Source organism: Clostridium sp. CM039 (assembly GCF_055081075.1).
The window spans coordinates 1,051,831-1,066,653 of record NZ_CM143649.1 but is presented as its reverse complement, the minus strand read 5'-3'; the positions used below and the strand labels follow the sequence as shown (position 1 = coordinate 1,066,653).

Annotated in this window: 11 protein-coding genes; 9 read left to right on the top strand and 2 right to left on the bottom strand. The window is 30.7% G+C overall.

Annotation, left to right across the window (positions count from 1 at the left end; genetic code table 11):
• Positions 1-9: 9 nt before the first annotated feature.
• The 8 genes from ACWJJ2_RS05045 to htpG all read left to right on the top strand — a co-directional run bounded on the left by ACWJJ2_RS05045 (position 10) and on the right by htpG (position 9,064).
• A complete protein-coding gene (locus ACWJJ2_RS05045; RefSeq protein ID WP_462953940.1) occupies positions 10-870 on the top strand; it encodes a prephenate dehydrogenase in 861 nt (286 codons plus the stop codon).
• On the top strand, positions 863-1,939 hold the full coding sequence (gene aroB / locus ACWJJ2_RS05040; RefSeq protein ID WP_216304050.1) for a 3-dehydroquinate synthase: 1,077 nt from the start codon (positions 863-865) through the stop codon (positions 1,937-1,939). The genes ACWJJ2_RS05045 and aroB overlap by 8 nt, the downstream gene beginning before the upstream one ends.
• Positions 1,940-1,967: 28 nt before the next feature.
• The gene (gene aroA / locus ACWJJ2_RS05035; protein WP_220287794.1) at positions 1,968-3,260 is read left to right on the top strand and encodes a 3-phosphoshikimate 1-carboxyvinyltransferase; all 1,293 of its coding nucleotides are present in this window, start codon (positions 1,968-1,970) and stop codon (positions 3,258-3,260) included.
• On the top strand, positions 3,241-4,311 hold the full coding sequence (gene aroC / locus ACWJJ2_RS05030) for a chorismate synthase (protein ID WP_462953004.1): 1,071 nt from the start codon (positions 3,241-3,243) through the stop codon (positions 4,309-4,311). Before aroA ends, aroC begins: the two co-directional genes overlap by 20 nt.
• Before the next feature lie 13 nt (positions 4,312-4,324).
• Positions 4,325-5,464, top strand: coding sequence for a prephenate dehydratase (gene pheA / locus ACWJJ2_RS05025; protein WP_220287790.1), 1,140 nt, complete (start codon positions 4,325-4,327; stop codon positions 5,462-5,464).
• A gap of 40 nt (positions 5,465-5,504) precedes the next feature.
• A complete protein-coding gene (gene aroE, locus ACWJJ2_RS05020) occupies positions 5,505-6,329 on the top strand; it encodes a shikimate dehydrogenase (RefSeq protein ID WP_462953939.1) in 825 nt (274 codons plus the stop codon).
• A 3-nt stretch (positions 6,330-6,332) separates the two neighbouring features.
• Entirely contained in the window at positions 6,333-6,842 is a 510-nt protein-coding gene (locus tag ACWJJ2_RS05015; protein ID WP_216304045.1) for a shikimate kinase, read from the top strand.
• A gap of 341 nt (positions 6,843-7,183) precedes the next feature.
• Positions 7,184-9,064: a molecular chaperone HtpG gene (htpG, locus tag ACWJJ2_RS05010; protein WP_216304044.1), complete on the top strand. Its 1,881-nt coding sequence runs from the start codon at positions 7,184-7,186 to the stop codon at positions 9,062-9,064.
• A gap of 141 nt (positions 9,065-9,205) precedes the next feature.
• Here the strand turns inward: htpG and ACWJJ2_RS05005 are convergent, their stop codons facing one another.
• Together ACWJJ2_RS05005 and ACWJJ2_RS05000 are read right to left on the bottom strand one after the other, a co-directional pair.
• Positions 9,206-9,562 (bottom strand): IS3 family transposase, encoded by a 357-nt coding sequence (locus ACWJJ2_RS05005; RefSeq protein WP_258280761.1) that lies wholly within the window; start codon positions 9,560-9,562, stop codon positions 9,206-9,208.
• 242 nt (positions 9,563-9,804) lie between these two features.
• A complete protein-coding gene (locus ACWJJ2_RS05000; protein ID WP_369811885.1) occupies positions 9,805-9,954 on the bottom strand; it encodes an IS3 family transposase in 150 nt (49 codons plus the stop codon).
• A 292-nt stretch (positions 9,955-10,246) separates the two neighbouring features.
• On the opposite strand from ACWJJ2_RS05000, the gene ACWJJ2_RS04995 reads away from it, so the two are divergent.
• Complete coding sequence (locus ACWJJ2_RS04995; protein ID WP_462953938.1) at positions 10,247-14,803, top strand: amino acid adenylation domain-containing protein; 4,557 nt, start codon at positions 10,247-10,249, stop codon at positions 14,801-14,803.
• Positions 14,804-14,823: the final 20 nt, after the last annotated feature.

The window sequence follows — 14,823 nt, the reverse complement described above, 5'->3', positions numbered from 1 at the left end:
GTGGTAAATTTGGATTGTACAGACTTTAACATTACAATTGTAGGATTAGGACTTATAGGTGGCTCCTTTGCTATGGCACTAAGAGAATTAAAACCTAAAAATATTTGGGCTATTGACATTGATAAAGATGTTTTAGATATAGCTGAGGAAATGAACATTATTGATAAAGGATATACAAGTCCAGAAATACCACTTAGTAATTCGGATATTGTGATACTTGCAGTTTATCCTCAAAAGACTATAGATTTTGTGAAAAACAATATGAACTTATTTAAAAGCGGAGCAGTTATTACAGATACTGCTGGAATTAAGAGTAATTTAATAAGTGAAATTATGATTGAACTTAGAGATGATTTAGATTTTATCGGTGGTCACCCAATGGCTGGAAAAGAAGAATCAGGGCTCAAGGCTGCAACTAAAGATATGTTTAAAAATGCTAACTATATCTTGACACCAATTAATGGAAATAAAGAGGAGAATATAAATTTAGTAACGGGGATAGTTAGGGGAAGGGGGTGTAAAAGTGTGGTACGACTTACACCGAATCAGCATGATGATATAATTGCTTATACAAGCCAGTTACCACATGTTATAGCTGTTTCCTTAATAGATTGTAATAGTTTAATTGTCGGAATACCCCAGTTTGTTGGAGGAAGTTTTAAGGATACCACTAGAGTTGCTACTATAAATGGTGAATTATGGCCTGAATTACTTTTTTATAATGAAGAAAATATAGTTAGCAAAATCGAAGACTTTGAAAATAATATAAAAGAAATAAAAGATGCAATAATAAATCATGATGAAGCTTTTCTAAAGAAAAGGTTTGAGAATGCAACTAATAAGAGAAAGGAGATAAGCAAAGGTGTATAGTATAGAAGTTAAAGCTTCTAGCAGAAGCTATCCAATATACATTAAGAATGGATTACTAGAGGAAATTGGAGCAGAAGTTAAGAAGATATATAAAGGAAGAAAAATAGCCGTAGTAACAGATTCTAATGTTAATGGATTTTATGGGCAAAAGCTTATTTGTTCATTAAAAGAGTCAGGATTTGAAACTTTTAAAATTGTTGTAAAAGCTGGTGAAGAAAGCAAGTCCTTCGAAACTCTTTTAGAGGTGTATGATAAACTTTTAGATTTTAAGATAAACAGAGGAGATATTATAATTGCCTTAGGTGGTGGAGTTGTTGGAGATATGAGTGGTTTTGCAGCCGCAACTTTTTTAAGAGGGATTCCACTCATACAAATTCCAACTACATTACTAGCACAGGTGGATAGTAGTGTAGGTGGTAAGGTTGCAGTAGATTTGCCTCGTGGAAAGAACCTTGTGGGAAGTTTTTATAGCCCTACAGCAGTTTTTATTGATCCATTACTGCTTGGAACACTTAATGACAAGTTTTTTAGTGATGGAATGGGTGAAGTTATAAAATATGGAGCAATAAAAGATAGTGAGCTATTTTATACATTAATGAATTATGAAAACAAAGAAGCCCTTTTAAAAGAGATAGATAAAATCATTTATACTTGCCTTAGTATTAAGGCCGCTATTGTTGAAGATGATGAGTTGGATACTGGGGGCAGAATGTTATTAAACTATGGTCATACCATCGGTCACGCAATTGAGCAATTCTTTAATTTTGAGGTGTATTCCCATGGAGAAGCAGTGGCAATGGGGATGTATTCTATAACAAAACTAGGAGAAGAACTAGGAATGACTAAAACTGGAACAGCAAGTGCTATAAAAGATATTTTAATTAAGTATAATTTGCCTTGGATGTTACCTGAAATAAAAAGTGAGAATATAATTGAGACTATTAGTCATGATAAGAAAAACATTGGGGAATCCATGAATTTCATATTAATAGAATCCATTGGAAATAGTTTTATTGAAAAAATTAATGAAGCTAATATTAAGGGTTATCTGCAAAAAATTCTTAAATAATTATTATATTGAATTGAGGTGTTCGTCGATGAAGTCAGTTATAATTCAACCTTTTTCTTTGAATGGAAAAGTCAAAATTCCGCCTTCAAAATCATTATCCCATAGAGCGGTTATAGCTGCAGGATTAAGTGGCGATGAATGTGCCATTAATAATATTAGTATGTCTGAGGATATAATAGCTACTTGTGAAATAATGGAGAAACTTGGAGTTAAGATTAAACAATTCCCAAACAATCTTGTGGTATGTGGAAAAGGTAAGCTTCAGCTTGCATGCGGTGGAACTTTGGGAAGCGAGCTACAATGCAATGAAAGTGGATCAACACTACGTTTTTTAATTCCTATAGCAATTTTAACTGGAGAAAAAATAATCTTTAAAGGGAAGTCCAAACTAGTACAAAGAACACTTAAACCTTATTATGAAATTTTTGATAAGCAGAATATAAAGTACACTACTAACAATGGTTGTCTTCCTTTAACAATACACGGGAGCCTTAAACCTGGGATTTTTGAACTAAGAGGAGATGTAAGCTCTCAGTTCATTACCGGTCTTATTTATGCGCTGCCTCTATTAAATGGAGAGTCAACGATTAAAATTACTAGTTCCATAGAATCTATTGGGTACATAGATTTAACCCTAGATGTGCTTTCTAAATTTGGGATAAAGGTAGAAAATAATAATTATAGAGAATTTAAAATAAAAGGAAATCAACATTTCATGAAAAGAGATTATAGAGTTGAGGGCGATTTTTCTCAAGCTGCATTTTACCTTGCTGCTGGTGTTTTAGGTGGAGAAATTGAATGCATTGATTTAAATATGGAATCACTTCAAGGAGACAAAGTAATATTGGACATAATTAAAAATATGGGCGGAAAGATTACTATTGAAGATGGTATTATAAGGGCTTCAAAATCAAATTTAAAAGGCACCGTTATTGATGCATCACAATGTCCTGACCTTGTACCAATTGCTGCGGTGCTTGGTGCTTTAAGCGATGGAACAACAGAGATCATTAATGCTGCTAGAGTTAGAATAAAAGAATCTGATAGATTAAAAGCTATAGCAACAGAGCTAAATAAAATTGGAGCAGAGGTTATTGAAAGAGAGGATTCACTTCTAATTCATGGTAAACCATGGCTTAAGGGCGGAATTGTAAGCAGTTGGAATGATCATAGAATAGCTATGGCTATGGCAATTGCTTCAATTAGATGCACGCAGAAGCTCACAATTGAGGATAGTGGGGCAGTGAAAAAATCCTATCCAGAGTTTTATGAGGATTTTAAGGGGTTAGGAGGAAAAGTTAATGAGCGGACAATGGGGTAAAAAAGTAAAGTATTCCATCTTTGGAGAATCGCATGGAAGAGGAATAGGAATAATTATTGATGGATTACCGCCAGGTATAAAGCTTGATATGGATTTTATTAATAGTGAAATGCAAAGACGCGCTCCAGGACGAGATGAATTTTCAACTAAAAGAAAAGAAGGTGATAAATTTGAAATACTAAGTGGATATTTTAATGGATATACCACAGGGACACCTCTTTGTAGCGTTATTTTTAATGAAAATCAAAATTCGAAGGATTACGATAAGTTAAAGGATTTAGTAAGACCGGGTCATGCTGATTTTACAGGAAAGGTTAAATATTCAGGCTTTAACGATTATAGAGGTGGCGGACATTTCTCAGGAAGAATTACAGCACCACTTGTTTTTGCAGGTGCTGTTGCGAAACAGATACTTTTTGATAAGGGAATCGAAATAGGAAGTCACATTTTAAGTATTGGGAATGTGTTTGATAGTTATTTTGATGGAGTCAATTTAAAGAAACAGATATTAGCAGATATTCTAAAGAAAGATTTTCCTGTAATTGATGATTCAAAGGGAAAAGAAATGAAGAACATTATATTAAAGGCGAAGGAAGAAACAGATTCGGTTGGAGGTATAATTGAAGCTACTATATTAAATGTGCCTTGTGGACTGGGGGAACCATTCTTTGATTCTATAGAGAGCAATTTAGCTCAATTACTATTTTCTGTGCCTGCAGTTAAGGGGGTAGAATTTGGCATGGGCTTTCAAATAACAAAACTTCGGGGAAGCGTATCAAATGATGTACCGTGCATTAAAAATGGGAGTGTATTGACGAAAACTAACAATAATGGTGGAATTAATGGTGGTATTTCTAATGGAATGCCGATAGTTTTTAGGGTAGCTATGAAACCAACACCTTCTATTGCAAAAACTCAAGATACCATTGATATGGTGACTTGTGAAAATTCGGAAGTATCTGTTACAGGAAGGCATGACCCTTGCATAGTTTTAAGAGCGCTAGCAGTGATAGAAGCTTGCGCTGCAATGAGTATTTTAGATTTTATTTGAAGGATGTGCTTTAATGAGTAAATTAGATGATTTTAATATAGATAATTTAAGAAGTGAAATTGATAAAATTGACTCAAGCCTTGTATCATTATTTGAAAAGCGTATGGAAGTAGTTTTAAAGGTAGCTGAATATAAAAAAAATAATCATATGGAAGTTTTAAATAAGGCTAGAGAAGAAATAGTTATAAAGAAGAATTTAGACTTAGTTAAAAATAAAAATTTGTTTTTAGAGGTAGAAGAATTTTTCAAATCCGTTATGGAAATAAGTAGAGGGTTTCAAAACAAAAATTTAAATCGGGAGGGGGCTTTTGCTACTGAGAAAAAGCTAACAGTTGGTTTTTATGGCGTAACAGGTTCCTTTAGCGAACAAGCTTTAAAGGGATATTTCGGTGAAAATGTGGACGCAAAAGCAATAAGTGAGTTTGAAGATATATTTTTGCAATTGAAATATGGGAAGATAAATTATGGTGTTATCCCTATAGAAAATTCTTCCACAGGAGCAATATCCGCGGTTTATGACCTTCTAAATAAATATAATTTTTATATAACAGGAGAAAAATATCTTAAAATAAGCCAAAACTTAATGGGAATTAGAGGATCAACACTAGATGATATCAAAGAGGTTTACTCTCATCCACAGGGATTAGAGCAAAGTATGGAATTTTTAAAAGGCTACAAGCAGTGGAAGTTAGTTCCCTATAACAGCACTGCAAAAAGTGCGCAGTTAGTTAAAGATAGACAGGACAAAACCTTGGCAGCCATAGCTAGCGCTAAGGCAGCGGAAATATACAACCTTGAGATTTTGCAGAAAAATGTAAATTCAAATGCAACAAATATGACTAGGTTTGTTGTTATTGGTAAAGAGTTGGAGTCAACTAGCGGAAACAATAAAACAAGCCTAGTTTTATCTACTACCCACAAGGCAGGTTCGCTCTATCATGTTTTAAAGCATTTTGAAGAAAATGGTATAAACCTTTTGAAAATTGAATCTAGACCAATAAAGGATAAGCCATGGGAATATTTCTTTTACATAGATTTCCACGGAAACATAGATGAAGATAAAATTATATCTTCAATTAAGTTAATTAAAAAGAATAGCCGTTATTTTAAAATATTGGGCAATTATAAAAGTGAAATGATTGACAATGAATAAATGATATTAGTAAGTTTTACTTAAGAAATGAGGGTGAGTTATGTCAGAGTTATATGGTTTACTTGGAGAAAAACTATCACATAGTGTTTCGCCGCAAATACATTCAATGGTATTTAATAAATTGAATATGAAGGGTTATTATCATCTCTTCGAATTTAAAAGCAAAGATCTGAAAGCAGCAATGGCCGGATTTAATGTTATTAAACCAAGAGGTATTAATGTAACTATTCCTTATAAAATTAAGGTTATGGAATTACTTGATGAGGTTAGCATAGAAGCAAAAGCGATAGGATCTGTAAACACCCTAAAGTTTGAGGAAAACAAAACTATTGGATACAACACAGATTACTTTGGAATTGGAATGCTTTTCAATAAGTATGATATTGAAGTGAAAAATAAAAAAGCAACAATACTTGGAAACGGTGGAGTAGCAGTTACTGTGGTTCAATATTTATTAAATAAGGGAATAACTGAAATTACTGTAGTTACAAGAGATATCTCAAGGATTAAGGAAAACAGCAAATTTAATGGTTGTAAATTGATTTCTTATAATGAAATTCAAGGGCTTAAAGAGTCAGATATAGTGGTAAACTGTACACCACTTGGAATGTATCCTAATTTGGACAATTCTCCAATTGAAAAGAAACATATTGGTAAATTTGGCGCCGCTGTAGATATGATCTACAATCCTAAGGAAACCCTATTTTTAAAGTATGCGAAGGAGACGGGTTTAAAAGCAGTTAATGGTCTTTATATGCTAGTTGGCCAGGCAATTGCTGCTCAGGAAATCTGGAATGATATTAAGATCCCAAAGATAATAATTGATGAAATTTATGATGAACTAGAAAAGGGAGTAGAAAATTAAAAGATGAAAAATATAGTTTTAATTGGGATGCCCGGTTGTGGTAAAAGTGTCATTGGAGAAATAATCGCAGAAAAGATAGAAATGGCATTTATAGACATAGATGCATATATTGAAGCTAGTACAAATCTTACGATTACTGAAATGTTTAAAAATGGTGAGGCTGGATTTAGAGACATAGAATCTAAAGTAGTTGAGAAATTATCTAAAAAAAATCGAGTAATTATTTCAACTGGCGGTGGAGTGATTAAAAAACATGAAAATATTTTAAATTTAAAGAAAAATGGTATTATAATTTACATAAACCGTCCTATTGAAAATATAGTAGCGGATATAGATGTTGAGACCCGCCCCTTACTAGCAAAAGATCCATCTAAGCTTTATAGATTGTTTGAGGAGAGAGGTCACTTGTACAAACAATATTGTGACTATGAGGTTATGAATACTAGTGATATTTACGATGTAGTGAATAATATCATAGAAATATATATAAATGAGATGTCGTTAATTAAATAACTTAACACAGAAAAAAAGCTGTTGATTATTAAACAGTATCGTTGAAAAATAATTGTAAACAAGTATTTTATCATTTAGCATTGAGTAATATGGAAATTATTATTGTGAAATGAATTCAAATAAAGTAATATATATATAAGATTAAATTCAAAACAACAAATTATCTATATTTAAAATGGAGAGAGTAAATTAATAAATGTTTGAGATGGAAGAAAAATATATTATGTACGTTGACAAATTATAAAAAAAGGTGTAGTTTATAACTAGCGTTAGCACTCGATAACATAGAGTGCTAACAAAATAAAAAATAAGAAGATTTGGTACGAAAGGGGAAATTTTAATTGGAAAAAAAGCAGTTTAAAACGGAGTCTAAGAGAATTCTGGATATGATGGTAAATTCAATATATACTCATAGGGATATTTTTTTAAGAGAACTTATCTCTAATGCTAGTGATGCTATTGATAAAATTTATTATAAGACATTAGCGGATGATTCATTGAATTTTGATAAGGGTAATTACTATATTACAATAGCCAGTGATAAGTTAACTAGAACAATAAAAATTTCTGATACAGGAATTGGAATGACAGAAGCTGAACTTAGTGATAACCTAGGAGTTATAGCTAAAAGTGGCTCTTTAGCATTCAAAAAAGAAAATGAAATAAAAGATGGGTACGACATAATTGGACAATTTGGAGTGGGATTTTATTCTGCATTTATGGTAGCAGATAATATTACTGTTATAAGTAAAGTTTTTGGTAGTGATGAAGCACATAAATGGGAATCTAATGGTGCAGAGGGTTATACCATAGAACCTTGCGCAAAAGATACTGTTGGAACAGAAATTATACTTAAAATAAAAGAGAATACAGAAGATGATAACTTTGATGAATTTCTTGATGAAAATGGACTAAAATCTATTGTAAAGAAATACTCCGATTTCATTAGGTATCCAATTAAAATGGATATAAGTCAGTCAAGACTTAAAGAAGGTAGTGAAACAGACTACGAAGACTTCGTTGAGGAAAAGACTGTAAACAGCATGGTTCCTATATGGAGAAAAAATAAAAGCGAACTTACTGATGAAGATTATGATAATTTTTACGCTGAAAAGCACTATGGATTTGACAAACCAGCAAGGCATATCCATATTAGTGTTGATGGTGTTATAAGTTATAATTCAATTTTATATATTCCAGAAAAAACGCCTTATGATTTCTATACAAAAGAATATGAAAAAGGCTTAGAATTATATTCAAGTGGTGTTTTAATCATGGATAAGTGTGCAGATTTATTGCCTGACTATTTTAGTTTTGTAAAAGGAATAGTTGATTCAGAAGATCTGTCGCTTAACATATCTAGAGAAGTACTGCAACATGATAGACAACTTAAACTTATAGCTAAAAACATTAAAACTAAAATTAAAAATGAGTTAGATAGTTTACTTAAAAATGAAAGAGAAAAATATGAAGAATTTTATGAAGCATTTGGAAGACAATTGAAGTATGGTATTTATAGCGATTTTGGAAGTAACAAAGATGTTTTGCAAGATTTATTGTTGTTTTATTCATCAAAGGAGAAAAAGAATGTTACTTTAGATGAATATGTTTCTAGAATGCCAGAGGATCAAAAATATATTTATTATGCTTCAGGAGAATCAAACGCGCGAATTGAAAAATTACCACAAATTGAAATGGTATCAGATAAGGGATTCGAAATTTTATATTTCACGGATGAGGTAGACGAATTCGCTGTGAAAATGATAATGAAGTACAAAGAAAAGGAATTTAAATCTGTATCAAGTGGTGACTTAGGTATAGAAGTAGATGAAAAAGAAAATCCTTCTAGCACTGATGAAAAAGACAATAAAGAATTATTTGAACATATGAAAAGTGTTTTAACAGGTAGAGTTAAGGATGTTAGGGCATCAAAAAGACTTAAGAACTACCCAGTATGTTTATCAAATGATGGTGACCTTACAATAGAAATGGAAAAAACATTAAATTCTATGCCTAACAATGAAAACATAAAAGCAGATAAGGTTTTAGAAATAAATATAAATAATGATATGTTTAAAGTACTTAAGGAATCTTTCGAAAAAGATAAAGTTAAGTTAGATTTATATACTAATATATTATATAATCAGGCGCTACTTATTGAAGGATTACCGATTAACGATCCGGTAGAATTCACAAACAATATATGTAAAGTAATGATATAAGAAAAATACGCTTTCAATAAAAATTTAAGAGAGCTTTGCAAAAGCGTTACAAATATATAAAAAAAGCATATGCTATATTTGGAAGATGGTTTCTGTATTGTGAAATATAACCCATAAACTAGACAGTTTAAAAAAAATGACCTATGTTAGCACTAAAAAGTGAGTCCTGTATTGAGCAGGGCTCATTTTATTTAATCCCCACTGGTATCTGTCATTATTATAGTAACTCATATAACTATCAACTATTCCTACTAACTCACCGAATGACATAGCTTGTTTATATTCCATCTCGTCTTTCATATGCCCGAAAAATGATTCCATAGGAGCATTATCTAAACAATTACCTTTTCTAGACTTTGATTGTGTCAGTCCTAATTCTTTAACACGAGATTGAAAATCTGCATTTGTATAATGAAATCCTTGATCAGGGTGTATAATTGTATCTGAATTATCTTCCAAATTAAGGTTGCATTCTAACCTATTAAGCGTTTTTAACACTATACTCAATCTGATATTGTTTAAATTCTCGTTTTAATAGGTTTGATAGTGTTTTATGTTCATGGTTTGCTTTTAACATCTTAGCATAAGTCTTTGCCCTTCCTACCTTAGTAATTAAACTATATTTTTTCATAAGCCTTCTTATACGTTTGTGATTCGTTCATTTATTAATCCAGCTTCCCCCAAATGATCATAGATTTTTCTCCAGCGAGCCAGCGTATTGACTGGGTTTCGCTTTTCTATTATAGATATGTCAAATCCACAATGCCTAAAGAAATCCATAGGGGCTTTTTTAGAGTCCATTGATATCTATCTTTATTATAATAGTTCGCATAGTCCTTAATTTCATTTTTTACGCTTTTAGAATAGCAGGCTACCGCCTGAAAAATCATGTGATATTTTAAGTTGAATAATATATCGTGAATACATTTTTTTGTCTCAAAGCTAACAAATTTAAATTATATAACGACTTATGGTCTAAAATATGTATTTCATGGTAATAGAGTTTACACTATTTGTACATCTGTGTAAAATGATTATTATAAAGTAATGCCCTATGTATGAAAGAGTATTAACATGTCTTACAAAACTATTATTTAGTATGGAGTGCAATGAGCAAGCAGCATATTGTAGTTCATAGAAGGAGTGGTTAATCACTGAATAAGAAGAATAGGTGGTATAAAAATGGTAAAAAAACAATTAAATAAAGAAGAAATACAAATTTATCCGTTAAGTTTATATCAAAAAGATGTATGGGTTGAACAATGCTTATATAAAGATAAACCAATATATAATATTGGTGGTTATGCAAATATTAATGGTCCTATCGAATACCAAATGTTTCAAAAATCGGTACAAAAGCTAATTGAAGACAATGATAGTTTAAGAATTAGAATATTTGAAAATGATGGACAACCTTCGCAGAAAATATTAAAAGAATTGAAATATGAGGTACCGTTTTATGATTTTTCCATAAAAGAATATGCGGAGAAATTTTCTTTGAATTGGATGCAAAAGGAATTTTTAAAACCATTTATTTTTGATAATGGTGAGAATTTATTTCGATTTGTTCTTATTAAAGTAAATAATAATAAGTATTTCTACTTTATGGAATCGCATCATATAGTATCAGATGGATGGGGATTTTCACTAATATTTAAAGAGACAGTTAATAATTATAACAATATAACTGAGACAAAAAGCAAGTTAGAAAAGTATTCCTATTTAGAATTTATAAAAGAAAATAAAAGATACCAAGAATCAGATACATATTTAAAAAACAAAATGTTTTGGAAGGATAAATTCAAACATATTCCAGAAGCTCTATTTACTAAGGGTGTGAATAGTAATGGAGGTATAGTTAGTAATAGAGAAAGCCTAGTAATAGAAAGAAAAGTGTATGATGAAATAATTGAATTTTCTAACAAAAGAAAATGTTCCGTATTTCACTTTTTTCTTGGTATATTAGCTGTATATTTCGGAGAGGTTTGCAATAAAGAAGAGGTAGTAATAGGAGTTCCCATATTAAACAGAACAAAAGCTAGCAATAAGCAAATAGTAGGACATTTTGCCAATGTTATACCATTAAAGATAGCTATAATAAAAGAAAAGACATTTTCATATATGATAAATGAAATAAGGATGGAATTAGGAGAGTGTTACAGACATCAAAAACTTTCTTTTGGTGAAATTTGCGGTAGCATTTATAAAGAAAGAAAAGACGGCTTATTTGATATAACTTTATCCTATGAACATCATAATTACGCAGCAAATTTTAATGGGGCAAAAACGGATATAAAAACGTTAAGTAATCATCATGAAAGAAATTCCATGAGCGTATTTATACGAGAGTTTGACGAGTGTAAAGATGTTGAGATTAACTTTGACTATAATATTGAAGTATTTAAAAAATTTATGCCTATAAAAGATGTAATTACACATATCCAATATTTAATTAAACATATTATAGATAGTGATGAAAAAAGTATTAATGATATTGAAATAATTACAGAACAAGAAAAACATCAGATATTATGTGATTTTAACGATACAAAGGCAGAATATCAAAAATATAAGACAATATATGAATTGTTTGAGGAACAGGTTGAAAAAACGCCAGATAATATAGCAGTAGTATTTGAAGATGAGAAGCTAACTTATAGAGAACTAAATGAGAAAGCCAATAGTTTAGCAAGAATATTGAGGGAAAAAGGCGTTAAACCAGACAGTGTAGTAGGAATAATGATAGAGAGTTCCCCGGAGATGATAGTAGGAATACTTGCAATTTTAAAAGCTGGAGGAGCCTATTTACCAATAGAACCAAGTTACCCACAAGAGAGAATAAAATACATATTGGAAAACAGTAAGTCTTCTATACTTATTACAAAGTCAGCATATATGGATCTATTTAACATTGAGGTAGAAATAATAGACATGGATAATACTGAAATCTATAATACTGATAAAGAGAATTTGGGGAAAGTAAATATACCCCAAGATTTAGCTTATATAATCTATACATCAGGGAGTACTGGAAAACCTAAAGGTGTTGTAATTACGCATGAGGCAGTGTTAAATACAATACAGGATATAAATAGTAAATTTGCAGTAAAAGAAAATGATAAAATCATAGGACTTTCTTCTGTGTGTTTTGATCTATCAGTATATGATATCTTTGGGGCTTTGAGTACAGGAGCAAAGCTTGTGCAAATTAAAGATCAACGAGATGTAAATAAAATTATTGAAGTATTAAAGGATAAAAGTATAACTATATGGAACTCAGTTCCTGCTATTATGGATATGTTAATAGAAAGTATAACAGAGCCATTTAAAAATGAAAATTTGAGACTAGTAATGTTAAGTGGAGATTGGATTCCTTTAAAATTGCCTGGAAAAATAAAAAAATATTTTCCAAATGCAGCAATAATAAGTTTAGGTGGTGCAACAGAAGCTTCTATTTGGTCTATCTATTATCCGGTTACGGAAGTTAAAATCGAATGGAATAGCATTCCATATGGAATGCCTTTATCTAATCAAAGTTTCTATGTGTTAAACAAAGAAATGAAGTTATGTCCATTTGGAATCCCTGGAAAGTTATATATTGGAGGAGTTGGATTAGCAAAAGGGTATATGAATGATATAGAAAAGACGAAAAATGCGTTTATTAATCATCCTGAGTTGGGTAAATTGTATAGTACTGGAGATTGGGGGAGATTTCGTAAAGAAGGATATATTGAATTTTTAGGTAGAAGAGATCATCAGGTGAAAATAAGAGGCTTTAGAATAGAACTTGGTGAAATAGAAAATCAGTTATTAAGGCAAGAAAATATAAAAGAAGCAGTAGTAGTAGATAGAGAAGACAAAAAAGGGAATAAATACTTATGTGCATATATAGTATTTAAAAAGGAAATGACATTATCAGAATTAAGAGAAAGTTTGTCAAAAGAACTACCAGACTACATGATACCATCATATTTTATACAGATAGAAAAGTTGCCGTTAACACCAAATGGAAAGGTAGATAGAAAATCACTGCCAGAGCCAGATGGAGAAATAAGTACAGGAGTAGAATATGCGGTACCAAGAAATGAAATAGAAGAGAAAATGGTAAAGGTATGGTCTGAAGTATTAGGAGTAAAAAAAGTAGGAATTGATGACAGTTTCTTTGAATTAGGGGGAGATTCAATTAAGGCTATACAGGTCTGCGCTCGTTTAAGCAGATATAATTTGAAGATAACAGTTAGTGAGTTGTTTGCAAATCCAACAATAAGAGAATTAAGTATAAATGCTAAGCAAGAGGATAAACAAATAAATCAAAAAGTTATACAAGGAGAAGTAGAACTAACTGCTATACAAAGGTGGTTTTTTAAACAGGAATTTACCAATATGCATCATTGGAACCAAGCATTTATGATGTACTCAAAAGAGTGTTTTGATGAAAAAATTATAGATAAGGTATTTTCGAAAATAGTTGAACATCATGATGCATTAAGGATAGTTATTAGAAAAGAAGAAAATAAGCTAATTCAGTACAACAGGAGAGTAGAAGATAAATTATTTGATTTATCAGTTATGGATTTGGGTAATAAAGAATCATATCAAGCAGAAATGGAAGAAGAGGCAACAAAGATACAGTCAAGTATAAATCTAATTGATGGACCTCTTGTAAAGTTAGGGTTGTTTAAAACTAAAGATGGAGATCATTTGTTAATAGTAATACATCATTTAGTAGTGGATGGTATTTCGTGGAGAGTTTTACTTGAAGATTTTTCGGCAGGATATAGATGTGCTGTAAATAAAGAAAAAATAGAACTACCTATAAAAACACATTCATTTAAGGAATGGTCAGAGAATATTCAAAAATACGCTAAGAGTAATAAACTATTAGAGGAAATAGAGTATTGGAAAAATGTCGAAGATACTGAAGTAATAAAACTTCCTAAAGATCATCAAACTACAAGTAATAATTGGTATAGTTCTAAGAAGGTACAAATGAAAATATCAAAAGAAGAGACAGATAAGCTATTAACAGATACAAATAGAGCTTATAATACAGAAATAAATGATATTTTATTAGCTGCACTAGGATTATCAATAAAAAATTGGACAGGTGAAAATAAAGTCTTAGTAAGTATTGAAGGGCATGGAAGAGAAGAAATAATACCTAATATGAATATAACAAGAACAATAGGATGGTTTACATCATCTTATCCTGTAATTTTAGATTGTGAAAAATCTGAGGATATAAATTACTATATAAAATCAACAAAGGATGGTATAAGGAGAATTCCCAATAAGGGAGTAGGATACAATATATTAAAATATGTAACACTTAATGAGTATATAAAAGATTTAGAATTTAAACAAAACCCTCAAATAAGCTTTAATTATTTAGGCCAATTTGATAATGATGTAAACCAAGAAATGTTTAATGCATCATTTATTCCTACAGGAGATGCTATAGGTAAGGAATGTCAACGTTTATATGATATAGACATAAATGGCATGGTAGTAAAGGGAGAATTGTGTTTAAACTTTGAATATAATAAAGATGAGTATGATGAGAGCACAATTATAGAACTTGTTAAAAATTATAAAGAAGCACTACTAGATATTATTAAATATTGTGTTGAAAAAGAAGAGACGGAAATGACACCAAGTGACTTGGACTATAAAGAAGTTTCTATTGAAGAACTTCAAGATATAAAGTTAACAATTGGAAGTTTATTTAATGAAATCTGATCTCTATTGAAGTGCAATTT

Coding starts and splice junctions, on each gene's coding strand:
- aroC (WP_462953004.1), top strand. CDS start 3,241: ATGAGCGGACAATGGGGTAAAAAAGTAAAGTATTCCATCTTTGGAGAA.
- pheA (WP_220287790.1), top strand. CDS start 4,325: ATGAGTAAATTAGATGATTTTAATATAGATAATTTAAGAAGTGAAATT.
- ACWJJ2_RS05000 (WP_369811885.1), bottom strand. CDS start 9,954: ATGATTTTTCAGGCGGTAGCCTGCTATTCTAAAAGCGTAAAAAATGAA.
- aroE (WP_462953939.1), top strand. CDS start 5,505: ATGTCAGAGTTATATGGTTTACTTGGAGAAAAACTATCACATAGTGTT.
- ACWJJ2_RS04995 (WP_462953938.1), top strand. CDS start 10,247: ATGGTAAAAAAACAATTAAATAAAGAAGAAATACAAATTTATCCGTTA.
- aroA (WP_220287794.1), top strand. CDS start 1,968: ATGAAGTCAGTTATAATTCAACCTTTTTCTTTGAATGGAAAAGTCAAA.
- ACWJJ2_RS05015 (WP_216304045.1), top strand. CDS start 6,333: ATGAAAAATATAGTTTTAATTGGGATGCCCGGTTGTGGTAAAAGTGTC.